The sequence below is a fragment of the Specibacter sp. BI4 genome, from assembly GCF_056680095.1.
The window spans coordinates 411,061-430,492 of record NZ_CM155265.1; the positions used below are offsets into that span (position 1 = coordinate 411,061).

15 protein-coding genes are annotated in these 19,432 nt (G+C 64.8%); 4 read left to right on the forward strand and 11 right to left on the reverse strand.

All coding sequences use genetic code 11. The annotated features are described in order from the left end of the window. Window positions 1-2: 2 nt before the first annotated feature. Entirely contained in the window at window positions 3-1,451 is a 1,449-nt protein-coding gene (locus AC1L6K_RS02000) for a dihydrolipoyl dehydrogenase family protein (RefSeq protein WP_480951077.1), read from the forward strand. 174 nt (window positions 1,452-1,625) lie between these two features. On the opposite strand, the gene AC1L6K_RS02005 is transcribed toward AC1L6K_RS02000, so the two are convergent. The 4 genes from AC1L6K_RS02005 to AC1L6K_RS02020 all read right to left on the reverse strand — a co-directional run bounded on the left by AC1L6K_RS02005 (window position 1,626) and on the right by AC1L6K_RS02020 (window position 6,736). Then, a complete protein-coding gene (locus AC1L6K_RS02005) occupies window positions 1,626-2,261 on the reverse strand; it encodes a TetR/AcrR family transcriptional regulator (RefSeq protein WP_480951078.1) in 636 nt (211 codons plus the stop codon). Window positions 2,262-2,265: 4 nt separating this feature from the next. After that, window positions 2,266-3,450: an FAD-binding domain gene (locus AC1L6K_RS02010; RefSeq protein ID WP_480951079.1), complete on the reverse strand. Its 1,185-nt coding sequence runs from the start codon at window positions 3,448-3,450 to the stop codon at window positions 2,266-2,268. A 341-nt stretch (window positions 3,451-3,791) separates the two neighbouring features. Further along, window positions 3,792-5,084 carry a CAP domain-containing protein gene (locus AC1L6K_RS02015; protein ID WP_480951080.1) on the reverse strand — a complete coding sequence of 431 codons (1,293 nt, stop codon included), beginning with the start codon at window positions 5,082-5,084 and terminating at the stop codon, window positions 3,792-3,794. Window positions 5,085-5,599: 515 nt separating this feature from the next. Then, window positions 5,600-6,736, reverse strand: a complete 1,137-nt coding sequence (locus AC1L6K_RS02020; RefSeq protein WP_480951081.1) for a serine hydrolase domain-containing protein — start codon at window positions 6,734-6,736, stop codon at window positions 5,600-5,602. A gap of 121 nt (window positions 6,737-6,857) precedes the next feature. Here AC1L6K_RS02020 and AC1L6K_RS02025 point away from each other — a divergent pair, with 121 nt between their 5' ends. Next, window positions 6,858-10,055 (forward strand): alpha-mannosidase, encoded by a 3,198-nt coding sequence (locus tag AC1L6K_RS02025; protein WP_480951082.1) that lies wholly within the window; start codon window positions 6,858-6,860, stop codon window positions 10,053-10,055. A 121-nt stretch (window positions 10,056-10,176) separates the two neighbouring features. Further along, the gene (locus tag AC1L6K_RS02030) at window positions 10,177-12,120 is read left to right on the forward strand and encodes an acyl-CoA dehydrogenase family protein (protein WP_480951083.1); all 1,944 of its coding nucleotides are present in this window, start codon (window positions 10,177-10,179) and stop codon (window positions 12,118-12,120) included. A gap of 64 nt (window positions 12,121-12,184) precedes the next feature. Here AC1L6K_RS02030 and AC1L6K_RS02035 read toward each other — a convergent pair whose 3' ends face one another. The 5 genes from AC1L6K_RS02035 to AC1L6K_RS02055 all read right to left on the reverse strand — a co-directional run bounded on the left by AC1L6K_RS02035 (window position 12,185) and on the right by AC1L6K_RS02055 (window position 17,653). After that, window positions 12,185-12,610: a universal stress protein gene (locus AC1L6K_RS02035; protein ID WP_480951084.1), complete on the reverse strand. Its 426-nt coding sequence runs from the start codon at window positions 12,608-12,610 to the stop codon at window positions 12,185-12,187. A gap of 122 nt (window positions 12,611-12,732) precedes the next feature. Then, entirely contained in the window at window positions 12,733-15,600 is a 2,868-nt protein-coding gene (locus tag AC1L6K_RS02040; protein WP_480951085.1) for an FAD-binding and (Fe-S)-binding domain-containing protein, read from the reverse strand. 220 nt (window positions 15,601-15,820) lie between these two features. Beyond that, a complete protein-coding gene (locus AC1L6K_RS02045) occupies window positions 15,821-16,330 on the reverse strand; it encodes an acyl-CoA thioesterase (RefSeq protein ID WP_480951086.1) in 510 nt (169 codons plus the stop codon). Further along, complete coding sequence (locus tag AC1L6K_RS02050; protein ID WP_480951087.1) at window positions 16,327-16,947, reverse strand: GntR family transcriptional regulator; 621 nt, start codon at window positions 16,945-16,947, stop codon at window positions 16,327-16,329. Before AC1L6K_RS02050 ends, AC1L6K_RS02045 begins: the two co-directional genes overlap by 4 nt. A gap of 85 nt (window positions 16,948-17,032) precedes the next feature. Beyond that, entirely contained in the window at window positions 17,033-17,653 is a 621-nt protein-coding gene (locus tag AC1L6K_RS02055) for a GNAT family N-acetyltransferase (RefSeq protein ID WP_480951088.1), read from the reverse strand. A gap of 182 nt (window positions 17,654-17,835) precedes the next feature. On the opposite strand from AC1L6K_RS02055, the gene AC1L6K_RS02060 reads away from it, so the two are divergent. Next, window positions 17,836-18,306: a hypothetical protein gene (locus tag AC1L6K_RS02060; RefSeq protein WP_480951089.1), complete on the forward strand. Its 471-nt coding sequence runs from the start codon at window positions 17,836-17,838 to the stop codon at window positions 18,304-18,306. 29 nt (window positions 18,307-18,335) lie between these two features. On the opposite strand, the gene AC1L6K_RS02065 is transcribed toward AC1L6K_RS02060, so the two are convergent. Together AC1L6K_RS02065 and AC1L6K_RS02070 are read right to left on the reverse strand one after the other, a co-directional pair. Continuing rightward, window positions 18,336-18,878 (reverse strand): acyl-CoA thioesterase, encoded by a 543-nt coding sequence (locus AC1L6K_RS02065; RefSeq protein ID WP_480951090.1) that lies wholly within the window; start codon window positions 18,876-18,878, stop codon window positions 18,336-18,338. 44 nt (window positions 18,879-18,922) lie between these two features. Then, a complete protein-coding gene (locus tag AC1L6K_RS02070) occupies window positions 18,923-19,423 on the reverse strand; it encodes a DUF456 domain-containing protein (RefSeq protein ID WP_480951091.1) in 501 nt (166 codons plus the stop codon). Window positions 19,424-19,432: the final 9 nt, after the last annotated feature.

Here is a 19,432-nt window from a genome sequence, read left to right on the forward strand (position 1 = left end):
TTATGGCCGCCGCGGTAAAGCCGGATGCAGTTGATGTTGTAGTGCTTGGCATGGGGCCCGGCGGCGAGTCGGTGGCCGGGGAACTGGCCGCGGCCGGCCTGTCAGTGGTGGGCGTGGAGTCCCGGCTGGTGGGCGGAGAGTGCCCCTACTATGGCTGCATTCCGTCCAAAATGATGATCCGGGCAGGGAACGTGGTGGCCGAGGCGCTGCGGGTTCCGGGCCTGGCCGGCAGCGCCTCGGCGACCCCCGATTTTTCCGTGGTGGCCGGGCGCATCCGTGCCGAGGCAACCGACGACTGGGACGATGCTGTCGCCGCCAAGCGTTTCACCGACAAGGGCGGCCGCCTGGTTCGCGGCTCGGGGAGGCTCACGGGCCCCCGCGAGGTCACCGTTTCCATGCCCGACGGCGGTGAGCACACCTTCCACGCCCGCCGCGCAGTGGTGCTCAACCCGGGCACCAACCCTGCCGTTCCCGACGTGCCGGGGCTGGCGGGCACACCGTTCTGGACCAACAGGGAGGCCGTGCAGTCCGAGACTGCGCCCAAGTCGCTGGTCATTTGGGGTGGCGGGCCCATCGCCGTCGAGCTGGCACAGGCGTTCACCCGCTTCGGCACGAAGGTGACAATGGTGCTGCGCGGGTCCCGGCTGCTGTCGCGGGAAGAACCCGAAGCCGGCAAGTTGCTGGCCGAGGTGTTCCGCAACGAGGGCATCAAGATCCTGCGCAACAAGGACGTCACGGCTGTCAGGCACAGCGGCGGAAAGTTCACGCTGGAACTGGCCGGGGGCGCAGGGGAAATCTCCCGCCTCACTGCCAGCCAGCTGCTCGTGGCCACGGGGCGCACCCCGTCACTGGCTGCCGTTGACTTGGCGGCTGCGGACATCGCATGGGGCGACAAGGCTGCACCGGCCGTTGACCCGCACATGCAGCTGGCCGACGGCCTGTACTTGATCGGCGATGCCGCAGGGGCCGGGGCATTCACCCACATGTCCATGTATCAGGGCAACATCGTGGCCGGGCACATTCTCGCCCAGAAAGTTGGCACGGGGAAGTCGAAGCAGCCGGACAGGGGCACGGCGCAGTCCCATGCAGTGCCGCACGTGACGTTCACAGATCCCGAAATTGGCGTCGTCGGCTTCACCCAGAAGCAGGCCGTGGACGCAGGGCTGTCCATCAGGGTGGGTTTCACCGCGCTGCATGACTCCACGCGGGGGTGGATTCACAAGTCCGGCAACGAGGGTTTCATCAAGCTCATTGAAGACAGCAAAACAGGCGTTCTGGTGGGCGCCACCTCGATGGGTCCCACCGGCGGGGAGGTGTTGTCGGCGCTCGCCCTGGCGGTGCACGCACGCATTCCGGTGTCCACGCTGAAAACCATGATCTACGCGTACCCCACGTTCCACCGGGCCATTCCGGAGGCCCTCGCCGCGCTGAAGAAGCCCTCCCGCCATTGAGGGTGACGACGGCGGCCGGCACCCGTGTATCCGGGTCCCGGGCTGTGCGCTGCTAGTCGGCTGCCCACACCATCGAAGTTGGATCAATAACTCGAATCCAACCAGACATGGGCCAGCTGCAAGCACGCCGCGCAGGCCCGTCGGAGGGCCCCGTTCGGACAGTTCTCGGTGCCATTAATGGATCGCTGCTTCAGGTCCCCCGACTGCCCCTCGGATCAAGCTGATAAGGGTGCCGATCAGCCCGGGCAATGTGCCATCGTCCGGCTGCTGGATCATGAGCCAGACATCGATCGCCTCACCCATGCCCAATACGACAGCGATCAGCAGGGAGGATGGCAGGTCATCGCGCACCGCTCCCAATCGCTGGCCTGTCACAAGCGCCTGCTCGATCCAGGGCAGCGACGCTTGCTCCAGCTCACCCTGTGTCCGCTGAAATGCCGGATTCTTCACCGCGGTGGCCCAGTCCCGCAGAAGTGCGGCCAACTGCGGAGAACGCGCAAGCGCGGTCACCAGCCGAAGGTAGTAATCCTCCAGCGTCCGCCAGAACTCGTCAGCGTCACCGCTATTCAATTCGGGCAGCGGGCCGACGAGCGCAAACAATCCTGCCAGTTCGGTCCGCGTGATGTGGGAGTAGAGATCAGCCTTGTCCTCGAAGTAGTAGTACATCGACCCTTTGGAGATGCCGGCCGCATCGATCACCCGATTGAGCGAGGCTTCGTGGAATCCGTGCGCAGCGAACTCGTCCAGAGCCACCCGCAGGATCGTCTGCTGCAGGTGGGATGGCAGTTTCGCGAATCGTGGTCGCACCATGCTTTCAGCGCACCGGCTGGGGGTCTGGGAACGGTGGGAGCTCAACGGCATCGTGAAAGCTCCTGCCCATCACGATGTCCGCCACCTTGGGCAGTCCCATCATCTTCATCACCATGTTCCTTGCGAAGAGCTGGAGCCGATTCTTGGGCGCGAACGCCAAACCCAAACCCTCGGCGGCATCCTGCTTGGAGTGTAGCAACGGAGCGAGCCGCTCCTCGTAGCGCGCGAACGCAACCCGATGGTCACCGACCTGCGCAAGTTCTGCCGCCAGAGTGTAGGCCTCCACCATTGCCAAGGCCGAGCCCTGGCCAGCCAGAAACGAGGGACACGCCGCTGCATCGCCCACCAACGCAACGCGCCCCATCGTCCAGGACGGCATCCGGATCTGGCTCACGGAGTCGAAATAGAAGTTCTTCGCCTCAGCCATCAGGTCGAGCATGACGGGCACTTCCCAACCCTTGTTGCTGAGCTTCGCCCGAAGCAGAGTCTCCTGCGCGGGCCGATCGGTCGGAACGCCCCCGTCATGCCGCAGGCTGAAGAGGAACAGCGTGGTGTTGTCGCGAAGCGAAAGCCGGATTGCCTGGAAGCCGACGTCAGCGTACATCAACGCGACAAGTTCGTTGCGCTCCGGATACCGTTCCGACTCGAACGCGGCCACCACCATGCCCAGATACTTCTCGAAATGCTCATCTGGACCGAACGCAAGCCTCCGCACACGAGAATGAAGGCCATCGGCACCAACGACTAGATCGAAATCCCGGGTAGTGCCGCTGTCAAACGTAACCCGAACCCGGTTCCTGTCATCCTCGAGTGCGACAACCGTGTCACCAAGGATCAGCTCAACCCCGCCGGCGATCGCCTCGTAGATCACGGCCGAGAGATCGGATCGGGCAAGACTCAAGTACCGCTTCGCCGACTCCATGATGGCTTCGGGCTTGAACGAGGCCACCCGGCGGCCGTCGCGATTAACCGCCCTCGCTTCGGTCATAACGTATCCACGTCGTCGAAGTTCGGGCACAATGCCCATCTTTTCCGCCACGTCGAACCCGGCACCCCAGAAGTCGACGAGGTAACCGCCGCTGCGCAATTCACCGGCATGCTCCACGATCGTGACGTCGTTTCCAGACTTGTGAAGCCAATACGCCAGGGTCGGACCTGCAATTCCTGCGCCAACGACTAACACCTTCATCACATCGCCTCCGCGAATTAGACCACTAGTCTAAACCGGTGTTCCATGGATCGGATAGGTCTGGATTGTGGGCAGAATTGTCAGCGGCACGGCCGTCAGCCCGGGTGGTTGCCGCCGCAAATGTCCGGGCCCCGGCCTAATCGCGACGAGAGCTGCCCATTTTGCGCAGCCCCCCCCGCTCACCCGCCCACACATGGGTCGTTCACAGGGCAATATTTCAGCCGGTCGTGAAGGTGCCGTCGACGCCGCATTTTCGTTCCAGACGGATCCCCTTTGTCCGGCCCGAGAAAATGCCTTGCGAACGGGATGCGGATTCTATTGTTCCGACTTGGGACAGGACGTCAGCTGCCCAGCCGGAGCACTGTCCAGCCGCCCGTGCCGATTTGTGAGCGGGTTCCGAACCTGTCCTTGAGGATTGCATAGTGCAGCAGGTTTCCGGCACCGTCACGGGACAGGACGCCCCATGCGTTGGTTCCGAGGTGGTTCGCAATCCCGGACAGGTGGGTCATGCCGTTCCAGCCGGTGCCAATGACTTTGCGTGGTTCGCTCATGAAACCGCCAGTCCCAGTGCCCCGGTAAAGCAACAGTTGCCCGGCTGAATTGCGGGCCGCAAGATCAGTCCGGCCGTCGCCGTCGAAATCCACGGCCACAATGGTCAGCGGGCCCCAGCCGGTGCCGATCCGGGTGCTGGCCAGCCACCCTTTCCCATTGGCGGAGGGGTAGTGGAAAAGCTCGCCGGTTGCGCGGTGCTTTGCCACAATGCCGGGATATTTATCGCCGCTGCGCCATTTGGTGGCGATCATGTCGTAGGGGCCCCACCCCGTGCCGATGCGCACCGTCGCAGCAAGTGTGCCGTTTGCCTGCCCGTAGCTGGCAGTGAGCCGACCGTCATTCCACTTGGCAATGATGTCCTGGCGGCCGTCAGCATTGAAGTCCACAACGTTCAGCTGTTGCACGCCGCCCCAACCGGCAGAGATGAATCGACGCTGCCACAGATCCCCACCCTTGGCGGAACCATAAACGAAGAGGTTTCCTGCCGGGTCGACGGCGGCCACATCACCATTGTTGGCCACGGGCACCGGGGCAGGTTTAGGTTGCACGGCACGCGATGCCGCATATCCGGCCAAATTGGCCACCACAACGCTCATGCCGCTCCAGCCAGCTTTTGTGGTTTTGACCTGCCCGATGCCGATGTCCGTGGCCCGCTTGTCCAGCAACGCGGCCCGGTGGGCGGGTGAACCCATCCACCAGTCAACAATTTGCTGGGGCGTGGTGTTGATGCCGATGATCTCCGAGTACATGTCCGCGCCCGATGGCAAGATTGAACGCCCGGCATCGGCCCTGTGGATCTTGTTCATGTCCAGGGTGCCGTTGTTGATTCGCGTATTCACGGTGGCCGTCCACTGTTGGGACCCGGTGGCAATGGTCGTGTTCCACACCAGAGGCCCGGCGCCGTTGGCGGCCCGCTGGCGGTTCGCCAGGGAAAGGACCTGGATCAGGAAGGTATTGCCCGGGGCAGGGGCGGCAAGGGCTTTCCCCACAGGAAGCGGCGCCGTCGGGCTGACAGTTGCAGGAGGCGACGGCGCTGCAGGCACCGGAGGTGCGGTGGCCGGTTTCGTGGCAGGAGCAGGCACCGTCGGGATTGGAGGCGCCGACGTGGCAGGAGCCGGAACCGTCGGAACTGGAGCCGACGTGGCAGGAGCAGGCACCGTCGGAACGGGAGCCGACGTGGCAGGAGCAGGCACCGTCGGAACGGCAGGCGACGTGGTGGCGGGCGCAGTTGTCTCGGTAGGAGGCGACGTGGCAGGAGCAGAGGGCACTGCGGTAGCCATTGTGGCGGGGGCAGACTCCACCGGATTGGCAGTGCCAGGGCTGGCGGGGGCCGCCAGAACCGGGCCTGCCCCTGAGACCAGAAGGACAGCGGTAAGGGTCAGCGCCGCGAAGCGCCCAGAAATTCTTCGCATATTTTGTGCTCCGCCTTTTTGCCGGTCCCCCCACGGGTCCGGGCAGCCCTCTCATCATAGCCACCAGCAGTGCCGGACGGCGTCTTAACAGGTCTGTGCTTTAATAACGCCCACTGTCGATTTGAGACATGGGCGCTGACGTCCAGACTGGAATTGCAGGGCACGGCCCCAATCCCTGCGGTGCGTCAGGCCGTCAGAATAGCCTTGCGTACGGCGGCGCTGAGCTGCATGCCTCGGCCGGCCGTGCCGCCTTCCTCATTCCATGCCGGGACGTAGCCAAAGCCGACCCCGTACAGGGGGTCCGCAAATCCCAAAGCGGCGTTGGCGCCGTCGTGCCCGAAAGCCTGTGCGCTGCCGAAGTCCATGCGCGGGTTGGCCTTCATGAAGGTGACGGCAAATGAGCTGATCTCACAGAACACCCGGTCCAGGCCCCAGACTTGTTCCTGGCTCATGAGCGCAATGGTTTCCGGGGTCAGGAACGGCGGCAGGCCGTCAATTCCGGTGAGGGCGCCAGCATACACGCGGGCCAGCCCGTCGGCCGAGCCCACGCCGGCGCCGCTGCAGCTGCCGGCGGCCCGGACGCTGCGAATGTTCGGCAGGTCCAGCAAATTGCCTGCCTGGACGTTTCCGGCCACCCCGGCAATGGAGTGCGGGTCGAAGAATGCCGGTGCAGGCTCCTCGTCGAACAGGACGGGGCGGAAGCGCGGCTCCTCGGATTCGGGCAGTCCCAGGAACATGTCCGCCGCGTACGGGACCCGAATGCGGCGGTTGTAGACGTCCTGCAACCGCTCGCCGGTGATGCGGCGGCACAGCTCCTCCAGGAAAATGCCCATGGTGAGCGCGTGGTAGCCGAACGTTCCGCTGTCCGGGCGCCACATCGGAGCCATCGCGGCCAGCCGGGCGGCCACTGCTGGGAGGTCGCTGTAGTCCTCCATGGCAAAACCGCCCTGCACACCCACCAATCCGGCCTGGTGGGACAGCAGCTGGCGGACAGTCACGGCACCCTTGCCGCCTTGGGCGAACTCGGGCCAGTACCTGGCAACTGTCGCATCAAGGTCGACCAATCCGTCCTGCACCAACAGGCTGAAGGCGAGCGCGGACACGCCCTTGGAGCAGGAAAACACGCCCGTCAGTGAATCTGCGGCGGAGTCCGGCCCGCCCGCCAGGCCAACCACCCGGGTGCCTCCAAGGTAAACCGCCAGCTGCGCGCTGTAGCGGGGGTCGGCGTCGAGCATGGAATCAAAGAGCTCCCGGACCCCGGCGAACTGTTCGGTGGCAAAGCCCTGGGATGCGCCGTCGGCTGGCAGCTGTGTGGATGTCATGGAACCACTCTAGGGAATGCCGGCCGGCACAGAAACCGGCAGCCCTCCCCGCCTGGTGCGAGCAGCCCACTAGACTGGAAATTCAGCCTCCCTGCCACCCGTTTCCGGAAGGTTACTGCACATGCATGACAAACACGGCCTGATCGAAAACCGGCTCAAGCGAGTCCTGGTCGAGCGGATCATCCCGGCCATCCACACGCCGCTGGCCCCCCTGGAACTGACGGCGTGGCATGTTGACGGCGGTCAGGGGGAGCCGGTTCCGCCCTCGGTTGCCCTGCCCTTGTCGGGGGCGGACGGCGGCACCCCCCAGGAAACGGGCGACGACGGCGCGCACGCAGGCGGGCCGTCCACCGGCGGCGTCGATTACCAGCCCTTCTCGGTGGGCCAGCCCTGGGGACCGGCGTGGGGCACCAGCTGGATTCACCTTACGGGCACTGTGCCGCCCGAGGCGCGCGGCCACAAGGTTGAACTCGTGGTGGACCTGGGCTTCAGCCAGTCGTGGCCGGGTTTCCAGGCCGAGGGGCTCGTGTACCGGCCGGACGGCCGCACCGTCAAGGCGCTGAACCCGTTCAACACCTGGGTGCCCGTGGCCGGCAACACTAAGGACGGCACCGCGGCAGGCGGGGAGACCGTCGACCTCTACGTTGAGGCTGCCGCCAACCCCTTCGTGTTCACCGACAACCCGTTCATCCCCACCCAACTGGGCGAGAAGTCCACCGCCGGGGATGCACCGCGCTACACGATGGCCCGGGCCGACATCAACGTTTTCAACGTGGAAGTGTGGGAACTGGTGCAGGACCTCGAAGTGCTGGACCAGCTCCAGGCGGAGCTTGACCTGGGCAACCCGCGCCGCTGGGACATCCTGTATGCGCTGGAACGCGCGCTCGACGCCGTGTCCCTCACGGACATACCCGGCACGGCCGCCGAGGCGCGTGCGCAACTGGCCGAGGTGCTGGCGCACCCTGCCAACGCCAGCGCCCACCAAATCACGGCGATTGGGCACGCACACATCGACTCAGCCTGGCTGTGGCCCGTGCGCGAGACGGTGCGCAAGGTGGCCCGGACAACGTCGAATGTGGTGAATCTGCTGGCGGAAAACCCCGAGTTCCAGTTCGCCATGTCGTCCGCCCAGCAGTACGAATGGCTCAAGGAGCACCGTCCGGAGGTGTTCGCCAAGGTCAAGGCAGCCGTGGCGGAGGGGCGGCTCATCCCGGTGGGCGGCATGTGGGTGGAGTCCGACACGAACATGGTCGGTTCGGAGGCGATGGCGCGCCAGTTCACGTTCGGCCAGCGCTTCTTCCGCGAAAACTTCGGCGTCGAATGCCAGGAGGTCTGGCTCCCGGATTCCTTTGGCTATTCCGCCGCGCTGCCGCAGATAGTGAAGCAGGCCGGCGCCAAGTGGTTCCTGACGCAGAAGATCTCCTGGAACACCGTCAACAAGTTCCCCCACCACACCTTTAATTGGGAGGGGATCGACGGCACCCGCGTGTTCACCCACTTCCCGCCGGTCGACACGTACAACTCCCAGCTTTCGGGGCAGGAGCTGGCGCACGCCGTGAACAACTTCCGCGACAAGGGCGCAGCCAAGAATTCGCTGGTGCCCTTTGGCTGGGGCGACGGCGGAGGCGGACCCACGCGTGAAATGCTGGCCCGGGCGAAGCGCACCCGAGATCTTGAAGGCTCGCCGCGGGTCACGATCCAGAGTCCGGCCGAGTTCTTCACCGCGGCCGAGGCCGAGTATCCCAACGCCCCCGTGTGGAAGGGCGAGCTGTATCTTGAGCTGCACCGCGGAACGTACACCTCGCAGGCACTGACGAAGCAGGGGAACCGCCGCAGCGAACACCTGCTGCGCGAGGCAGAGCTGTGGAGCGCCACGGCCGCCGCGCGTGGCCTGTTGGACTACCCGTATGAGGAGCTCGACCGGATCTGGAAACTGGTGCTGCTCAACCAGTTCCACGACATCCTGCCCGGATCCTCGATCGCTTGGGTGCACCGCGAGGCCGCCGAACAGTATGCCAAGATTGCCGAAGACCTTTATGACATCATCAGCCCGGCGCTGCTCGCGCTGGCACCGTGGGTCGAACCGCTCGATCCCGAATCGGAGCAGGACTTCGCGAACGCGACACTCTTCAATGCCTCCCCCTACCCGCGCCGCGGCATCGCCCCGCTGAGTGCGGGTGTCCCGGAGCCCGCCACGACGCAGGTGACGGTTGAGCGGGACGGGGTCGACAGCGGAGAAATAGTCGTCCACAACGGACTCATCAGCGTCCGCTTCGGCACGGACGGCGTCATCAGCTCCATTCTGGACGTGGCCGCAAACCGGGAACTCGTCCCGGACGGGCAGGGCGCCAACCTGCTGCAACTGCACACCGACTTCCCGAACATGTGGGACGCGTGGGACATTGACGAATTTTACAAAAACACGGTGACGGACCTGCGCGAACTGGACTCGATGGAGGTCACGATGCTGGGCGACCAGCCCGAGATCACCATCAAGCGCAGTTTCCGGAAGTCGCACATCACCCAACGGGTCCGGATTTCCGCGGATTCGAAGGTCATCACCGTCTACAACGACGTCGATTGGCATGAGCAGGAGACGCTGCTGAAGGCCGCCTTCCCGCTCGACGTGCACGCCGATCATGCCCGCTTTGAGACGCAGTACGGGCACATCCAGCGCGCCACGCATGAAAACACCTCCTGGGACAACGCCCGTTTTGAGGTGTGCGCGCACCGCTGGGTGCATGTGGGCGAGCCCGGTTTCGGCGCCGCCGTCATCAACGATTCCACCTACGGCCACGATGTTTCCCGCCACCCCGGCACCAACGGCTCAAGCTTCACCACGGTGCGGCTGTCGCTGCTGCGCGGGCCGCGCTTCCCCGATCCGGAGACGGACCAGGGCCGGCATTCCTTCAGCTACGGGCTCGTGGTGGGTGCCGACGTGCAGGACGCTGTGGCCGCCGGCTACGCGATGAACCTGCCATGGCGCGGTGTGCCTGCCGATGGGGCCGCCGTCGAACCGTTGGTCAGCACCAATTCACAGGCTGCGCTGATTGAGGCCGTGAAGCTGGCGGACGACCGCAGCGGCGACGTCATCGTGCGCCTGTACGAGCCGCTCGGTGCCCGGGCTCAGGTGACGCTGACGGCGTCGTTCCCCGTGGCTTCCGTGGTGGAAAACAATCTCCTCGAGCAGCCGTACGACGCCGGATCCCTCACCGTGGGTGCCGCGGGCGGTGCCGGGACCGCCGGCACCCACGCCATCCAACTCTCGCTGCGCCCCTTCCAAATTCTGACCCTGCGGTTTCGGAAAGGCACGCAATAAACCACGGCCGGCAGCTTGCCCTAGCCGCCGTGCGTACTGCGGAGTAGGCTCGCATCAATCGAGCTATGCACCGGATCCGCAAGCCGGCAGTGACCGCTCCGCCGGCGGAAATGAGGAAGCCATGTCCCCAACCATCGGCGCGCCCGTCACTGCCGAAGACGCCAGAACCGCTGCCGAAGCTGCCAGGGAAACGGCCTGGGTGCGCCCAAGCTTCGCCAAGGGCCTGTATCTGGGCAATTTTGACGTTGGCCTGATCCATCCACACCCGCAATCCTCCGCAGGGGACACCGAACGGGGCGAGGCATTCCTGGACAAGGTGGAGGCGTATGCCAGGACGCTGGACGGCCCCCGGATCGAACGGGAGGCTAAGATCCCCGACGAGTATTTGGCCGGACTGGCCGAGCTTGGCGTGTTCGGCATGAAGATCCCCGTTGAATACGGCGGGCTTGGCCTGAACCTGAGCTACTACGGCAGGGCGCTGGCCATCCTCGGCAGCGTCCACCCGTCCTTTGGCGCCCTCGTTTCAGCCCACCAGTCGATTGGTGTGCCGGAACCGGTGAAGATATTTGGCACAGCCGAGCAAAAACAAAAGTATCTCCCCCGCTGTGCCGCAGGTGCCGTCACGGCGTTCCTCCTGACGGAACCGGACGTGGGTTCAGATCCTGCCCGCATGGGTTGCCTGGCGGTGCCCTCCGAGGACGGCTCGGAATACCTTTTGGACGGCGTGAAGCTGTGGACCACCAACGGCGTCATTGCCGAACTGGTGGTGGTCATGGCGCTGGTGCCCTCCCGCGGACCCGACGCGGCCGGCCGCAAGACCGGCGGCATCACAGCCTTTGTGCTGGAGGCCGACTCACCCGGCATCACGGTTGAACACCGCAATGAGTTCATGGGGCTGCGCGGCATTGAAAACGGCGTGACGCGCTTCCACCAGGTGCGCGTCCCGGCCGAAAACCGTTTGGGGCGTGAAGGCCAGGGACTGAAGATCGCACTGACAACGCTGAACACCGGGCGGCTCTCCATGCCGGCCATGGCGGTCGGAGCCGCAAAGTGGTCGCTGAAGATCGCCCGTGAATGGTCCGCCGCCCGCACGCAATGGGGCCTGCCCGTGGGCCAGCACGAGGCCGTGGGCAAGAAGCTGGCATTCATGGCCGCCACCACCTTCGCCCTGGAAGCGGTGTTTGAGCTGTCAGCCGCACTGGCCGACGCCGGCATGAAGGACGTGCGCATCGAGGCCGCCCTGGCCAAATTGTGGTCCTCGGAGTTTTCCTACAAATGCGCCGACGAGCTCGTCCAGGTCCGCGGCGGCCGCGGCTATGAAACCGCAGCTTCCCTTGCCGCCCGCGGTGAGCGCGCCGTTCCTGCCGAACAACTCCTGCGGGATCTGCGCATCAACAGGATCTTCGAGGGTTCCACCGAGATCATGCACCTGCTCATTGCCCGCGAAGCTGTGGATGCGCACCTGGCGGCTGCCGGCGAGCTGGCGTCCACCACGGCAACCTTGGCGGACAAGGGCAAGGCAGCCATGGGCGCCAGCGGCTTTTACGCCAAGTGGCTCCCGCAGCTTGTTGTCGGCAAGGGCCTGGACCCGCGGTCGTACAGCGACTTTGGCCCGCTCGCCAAGCATCTGCGGTTTGTGGAGCGTGAGTCCCGGAAGCTGGCCCGGCAGACGTTTTATGCCATGGGCAGGTGGCAGGGAAAGCTTGAATACAAGCAGGCGTTTTTGGGCCGGATAGTGGACATCGGCGCCGAACTTTTCGCCATTTCAGCCTGCTGCGCCCGGGTGGAAATGCTCCGGCTCAAGGACCCGGACCAGGGCCGCTCGGCCCTGAAGCTGGCGGATGCCTTTGCCTGGCAGTCGCGGCTCCGCGTCGAGGTATTGTTCAGCGAGCTCTGGCACAACACCGACGACGCGGACAAGTCCCTGGCCGAGGAACTGCTCGCCGGAAACTTCAGCTGGCTGGAGGAGGGCGTGCTTGACCCCTCGGAAGGCACCGGCCCCTGGATCGCCGATGCCGCCCCGGGCCCGTCCAGCCACGAAAATCAGCACCGGAAATACCGCTGACGGCCCGCCAAGCGCAGAAAACCCCCGCAGCAATGGCTGCGGGGGTTTTCTGCGAAGGTGAGTTTTAGCCGTCGGTCTTGACGATGTAAACATCGCACGGGGCGTTGTGCGACACGGCGTTGGCAACCGAGCCCAACACGCGCTTGAGTCCCTGCATGCGGACGTTGCCCACAACGATCAGCTCGGCCTTGAGCTTGGCCGCCTCGTCGAGCAGGACGTCGGCGGGCTTGCCCAGAGCCGAGGAGTACTCGGTCTTGACGCCGCTGACCTTCAGCTCTTCCGCAACACGCTGCGCAACACGCTCTGCCTCATCGGCCGTGGACAGGAACCACTCGTCATTGCCGATGGCAACCTTTTCGGTCTTGTCCTCGCCAAACGCCGTCACGACGCGCAGGGTGCGGCCCGTTGCCTTGGCCAGTTCGGCTGCAACACGGGCAGCCTTCATGGACGTTGTGTTGCCGTCTACGCCGACAATGATGATTCCAGCCATTTGTTTCATCCTTTGGTTGCTTCGAAACACCGGCGCATTTAGGCACCAGCACCACTCTTGTCCCCCACTTTAGCCACAAAATCCGCCATTTTGGCCTAAACGTGCGCGAACTTACGTTACTGTTACGCCGGCAGCGTGACGTCGGCCAAAATTTCCAGCACGTGGCGGTAATCCTCCCCCGTGGCCCGTGTCATGCCCAACTCGCACGTCCTGTTGCAGGATGCATGCGCGACGGCGCCCATCGCCACCACATCGGCAGCCTGTGCCGCCGTGGCCGAGGCAGTGAGCTCCGGATGCAGCATGCCGCGGTCGCCGGCAAAGCCGCAGCAACCCCAATTGTCGGGCACCTGCACCAAGTCCGCCGCCGCTTCGGCCAGCTGCACCAGCGCAGGATTCAGCCCCAGGCGCACGGATGAACAGGTCGGATGCAGCGCCAGGGAGTCCAGCCGGGTCCACCCGCCGCCCAGCAGCGGCAGCAGGCGGTCGGCTGTGAACGCGACGGCATCCACCACCCGCAGCGGCTTCTGCCCGGGCGCCAACTCCTCATTTTCAATCGTGTGCAGCAGCCCCTCGGTGCAGCTGGACGCGTCGCAAATGATCTCCAGCTCCCCATCCCGCGTGGCCGCCCGCAACACGGCAAGCGTCCGCGCGTGCATCTCCGCCAGCCCGGCAGCCATCCCCTTGGACGACCACGGCGTCCCGCAACACGCACTGTCGATGCCCTCCGGCACCAGCAGCTCCACCCCGGCCGCAGCACACAGCTGCTCGAAACTGGCCTGCACGCCCGCCGACCCCGCCTCGGCCGGGCCAAACATGACGTTCACGCAGGCGGGGAAATACACGGCTGCCGGGTCCCCGGCGGGTGCCGGCCGCCGTCGCGCCTTTCCTCCCGCGGGAAGCTCTGACGAATACAGCGGCAAGGTGTCAGCCCCGAGCACCTTGCGGCCCAGCTTGTTGGCGGGTTGCACGACGGCGGACGGCACCTTCGCGGCCGCGCCCAGTGCCAGCCCGGCCCCCTTCGTGACGGCGCCCCAGTGCTTGGCAGCCGTGCCCCAGACCCCGTTTTCCACGGCACCGCCAGCCTCGGCGCGCAGCCGCTTGACCATGGTGCCGGTGTTGATGTCGACGGGACAGGCAGTTTGGCACATGCCGTCAACGGCACAGGTGTCCACGCCGGCGTAGTCATAATCGGCGGCGAGGGCGTCGGCAAGCGCCGTGTCCCCGGCCTGGCGGGCGGCCTCCATGTCCCGCAATGTCACAATGCGCTGGCGCGGGGTCAGCGTCAGGTTCTTGCTGGGGCACACGGGTTCGCAGTAGCCGCAGGAAACGCAGCGGTCCACCTCGGGGTCGACGGCCGGCGGAGCGGCCTTTATGTGGCGCAGGTGTGCCACAGGATCGTCGTCGAGGAGCACGCCGGGGTTCAGCATGCCGCGGGGGTCGCAGAGTGTCTTGATCCGGCGCATGACCTCGTACAGTTCGTCGCCGTATTGGCGGCGCACGAACGGCGCCATGACGCGGCCGGTGCCGTGTTCGGCCTTGAGTGATCCACCCTCGCCGAGCACCACGTCCACCATGTCCTCGGTGAAGGCGGCGTAGCGGTCAAGCTCATCGGTACTTTCGAACTTGTCGGTGAGCATGAAGTGGATGTTGCCGTCCTTGGCGTGTCCAAAGATCACGGAGTTCTCGTATTTGTACTTCTCAAACAACGTCCCCAGCGCCAGGCAGGTGCGGCCCAGGACGGGCACCGGCACCACAACGTCCTCCAGCAACGCCGTGGTTCCTTGGGGACGGGCGCCGGCCACCGACGTGTACAGCCCCTTGCGCAGGTGCCACAGCTCGGCGCGGACCTTCGCGTCGGAGCTGAACGCCGCCGGCCCGTCGAGCCCCAGGGTGCCGGCGAGCGCCACGGCCGTGGCGTTGAGTCCGGCAAGTTCCTCCGGGTTGCCGCATTGGTATTCCACGAGCAGGGCCGCGTGCTGGTCCACGTTCAGGTCCCGGACGACTCCGGGCACCTGGACCAGCCCCTGGCCCACCTTCAGCGACAGCGAGTCCATGAGTTCGACAGTGGCCGCGCCACTGTCCACAAGTGCCGGCAGGGCGGTGTTGGCTGCCTCGAGATTCTTGAAGACGAGCAGGCCGGACGTGGCGTGGGCCAGCCGAGGCACGGTTTTGAAGACGGCCTCGGCCACAAAGCCCAAGGTGCCCTCGCTGCCCACGACAAGGTGCGCCAGGATGTCGACGGGGTCGGTAAAGTCCAGGAGCGAGTTCAGTCCGTAGCCCATGGTGTTTTTCATGGCGAACTGGCGTTCAATGCTGGCGCGGGATGCTGGATTGCTGCGCACCCGTTCGGCAAGTTCACCCAGGCCCTTGTGGAGTTCGGGCTCCAGCGAGCGCAGGCGTGCCGGGGCGTCGGGGGCGCCCGTGTCGATGACGGTGCCGCTGGGCAGCACGAGGGTCAGTGATTCAAGGGTCCGGTAGGCGTTGTCGATGGTGCCGCAGGCCATGCCCGAGGAGTTGTTGGCGACCACGCCCCCGATGGTGCAGGCGGCCTCGCTGGCCGGGTCGGGCCCGAATTTGCGCCCGTACCGCAGCAGCCGGGCATTGAGGTCCCGCACGGTAACGCCCGGCTGCACGCGGACCCGGGCGCCGTCGTCGAGCACGTCGATGGCCCGGAAATTCTTGCGCACATCCACCAGCAGGCCACCGCTGACGGCCTGGCCGCTCAGGCTTGTGCCGCCCGACCGCAGCGTCAGCGGCAGCCCGCGGGCGGCACTGACCACCATCAACTTGGCCACCTCGGCAGCATTCGCCGGGACGGCCACGGCTTGCGGAACCAGGAAAAAGTGGGAGGCGTCGTGCGCATTGGCGTGCCGGTCAAGGGCCCGCGTGCGGGTCTGTTCCGGCGTCCCCATGGCGGCCGCGACCTCCCGCAGCAGCTCTCCGTTCAACGCTGCCGCGTTCCCGTCAATTGCATCTGTCTGCACCGACATTGCTGCCCCTTTGATCATTCGCACGTAAACGTTCATGCAATTGCAATGACTCCAGTTCACCGCATCAAGTGCGCTGCAACAAGTTGCGGGCATCACATTCCACGCCTCGGGCCACTTCGGCGTCCGTCAGGTCCGGCACCCTTGGCGCACACAGCCGTACTTGGACGTGCTTTGCTGGGCACCGCCGGACTTGCCGAAGGATCCACGAGCTGCAGAGGGGTCAAGCCTTGAAGTTGGCCGGTCCCCGCAACGGTTCCAATTGGGCCTTCTTCTCCGCCGAAAGCCGCACCAAGGTGCCGCTGGGTTCGTGAAAAAACGCCAGCACCGTTTCAGCGATCACGCATTTGATCTCCGTGACCGGATCGAAAATGCCGTAGGCGACTGTAAAGCTGGCCCCCTTCACCGCACTGACCCACACGTGAACTGTCGCAGCAATGTTGCGGTAGTTCAGCGGGGCCAGGTACTTGACCCTGTGCTCGACCACCAGCGCCTGCACATCCGCGTCAAGTTCGGAGAAGATTGGCAGCGCCACATCGATTCCGGGCAGCCCCGTTCCGGCCGGCGGCCCAAAGGCGTGAACCCTGGCCTCCTCGAGAATCCGCAGGACCTCCACATTGTTGATGTGCCCATAGGCGTCCATGTCTCCCCAACGCATGGGAACCTGAAGCGTGAGCCGCCAGCCGTCGTCGCGCTTCTCCTGCACAGTCTTTTCCTGCGGGCAATTCATCATAATCCTGCTCTTTCCGCCGGCATTGCCGCCAGCACCTGGGTTTGCGCCGCATCCAGATAATGTCCAAGTTCCGCTGCGGCGAGAGCACCCTGCCCTTCGTTCCACAACGAAAATATTTGCGCATTCTGTGTGCTGAAGGGCGAATGAAATGACGGTTCGTCGGCCATTGCGTGAAAAACCAGCCGCATCTCCGCCTGAATGTGCCCCATCAGCGCGTCAAGACGTGAGCTTTGGGCCAGCGCCACCACCAGGGCGTGAAACTTTTGGTTGGCCGCAGCCATCCCGGCAACTTCACGGCGGTCGCGTGCCGCGAGCCCCTGCCGCACGGCCTCCGCGAGCGCCTGCCCCTCCCCCGGGCGGCGGACCTGGAGAAGCGCGGCAGGTTCCAGCACCCGCCGAATCCTGTACATCTCCTGCACATCGGCGGACGACGGTTTTGCCACGAACACACCGCGGTTGGGAATGCGCGTGATGATGCGTTCGGCACCAAGGGCCGCGAACGCCTCGCGCAGCGTGTTCCGTGACACGCCCATGGCTTCGCCCAACGACTGCTCCGACAGTTTGGCCCCCGGACGCAGCTCGCCAGCCATAATGGCAGTCCGCAATTTCTGCGCCACGGCGCTTCCCGTGTGGGCGTGGGTGCCATTGGCAGCATTTTCCCCAACGCCCGACGGCGGACCTGGCCGCTGCCCCTGCCCCGGCTCAGACACGGTCACTGTCACTGTCACTGGCCAGCCATTCGCGCTTCAGGATGGCGTAGTGGCGCAGGGTGATCCATTCACCTTTGCACCAATCGGCTTCCACGAAGGTCGCCTCCAGGCGCATGCCCAGACGGGCCATCAGGGCGGCCGACTTTTCGTTCCTGTCATCGCAGATCCCCTCGACCCTGTGCCAGCCAAAGTGGGTGAAGGCAATGTCCAAGGCGGCGGTGCAGGCGGCGAAGGCAACGCCCCGGCCCTGGACGGCGGGGCTGAAAACAAAACCTATCTCGCCGCGCTGCCAATTGCGGGCATCCCACTTCAACAGCACTTCCCCCACGGCCTCTCGCGAGGATCCATGCTCAACAGCCAGATCCAGCCACTGGCCGGGGGTGCTGAATTCCCGTTGCGACACCATCGCTGCGACAGTCAATTCCGTGTCGGCCATCGCGTGCGGCTGGTGCGGGAGGTAGCGCGCAATCTCTGCCAGCGACCTGTACTCGTTCACGGCAGGGACGTCCGCCAGCGTTACGGGGCGCAAACGCACTGCCGCAGTGCGGGTTTCGGCATGGAACGGGTAGTCAGGTTGGGTGGGGATGGGAATCCTGGAAGTGTCGGAAGACATGTTCAGATCCTAGTGCGAATTCCACAGGCCGCCCCCGGCAACCGGCATTCGGCTGGTTTCGCCCAGCAATTTCGGCGGTTGCACAGGGGCATCCCGAGGCCGCGCCGGAGTCCTTCCGCCTCTCTCAGGAGGCGCGGAAGTTCTCGCGGGAAACAGTCAGGGTCGTTCGATAACATGGCTCCATGCCTGCCGCTCCAACAACCCGCCGCCGCGTGGAACTTGTCCTGGTCCCCCTCGTTGCTGCTTTCTGCATGGCCTTCATCATTGGCGCCATAGTCCTGGACCGTGATCGTGGCCAATGCCCCTCTCCCAACTGGAACAACAACCTCACGCTGTCGTTGGCTGGCAGCGTACTCAGCAGCGCCGACGCTGCGGCGGTCACGGCCTGCGCGGGAGCGGACTGCACTCCGACAGGACCAGTTTTTGCCAAGAGCGCTGCAGGAAATACCCGGGTCCTGACCCACCAAGACGATGGATCCTGGCTGTTGACGTTGGGGGCGCAACCGCCCAGTGCCGTCAGCTTCCGGGTGTACGACCGCAACGGCAATATCTTGGCAGCACAGTCCACGGCATTGAATTGGACGCGGGTCTCAGGCAACGAACGCTGCGGCGGCCGCATGGCTGGCATGAACGTAGTGCTCGACGTCCCCTAAGGCCGCCACTTTTACTGCCTGCTGCCGAATCACCACAGATGCGGGGCTGCCTTGCGGGTGCTGGGCAGCGCATTGTTTTCGCGCCAGTCATGCACCCACAGGGGCAGCTCCAGGCCCCGCGGCGGCAGGCCAAATTCCGCAAGCACTTCCGACATTGGCACCGGGCCGCCCTTTGAGACGAAGCGCATGCACACTGTGGATTGGGCGTATATCTCCCCGCCTGTGACCATTCGCTGTTCAAAATAAAAGCTGCGTTCATCCGTGCCGATGATCCGGGTCTCCACCGTATAGCCCTGCCAGAGCTGCAGTGACTTTCTAAAGGCAATGGTTTCAGCGCTGACCACAGGCTTCCACCGCCGCCGCAGCATTCTTTGCCAGGCGCCGCCGCGCATCATCAAGTCGATGCGTCCCAGGTCCATCAGGGAGAAATACATCCCGTTGTTCAGATGGAAGGCGATGTCGATGTCACTTGGCCAGACCCGCATGGGAACGCTTGACTGGCTCCACAGGCTGGCGGGGGGCCTGCGCCACGAACGAAATATATGGAACAGGGAACGCAGTAAGAGGTGCATGACTACATGTTACCCGTGAGTAACATGCGCCGTGCGGAGTGACGCTAGCGGTTTATGAAGTGGATCAAAACTCCGGCCGCCCACGTTCCTGCAGCCAATGACGCAAAGCCGAACTCTGCCAGGATCCCCAGTCCCGTTGCTTTCAACGCGGCCACCGAAGACGAAATGGCCGGACGTATTTCCTTTTGCCTGGCAAATTCCGACAAGAACAAGCCCAAGGCAAAACCAACCAGCAGCCCCACGACGGGGATTACAAAGAAGCCAACGACACCCAGCACCAGGCCAATCACGACCGACCGGCCCGGTATCGACCGCCGCTTCATCGCCCGTCCCGTCAGGACAGCACTCGAGGCCATACCCGCTGCAACAAAAACCAACCCGATGCCAAAGACAATCCAGCCCAGCGGAGAGCCCAGCACCAGGGCCCACACAAGCAGGCTGATGGCAATCAATATGCTGCCCGGCAGCACGGGAATAATGATCCCGGCGGCGCCCACCACCATAGCCAGTCCGCAAACTATGGTCCAAATAATCTGTGCGTCCATGCTGCAATG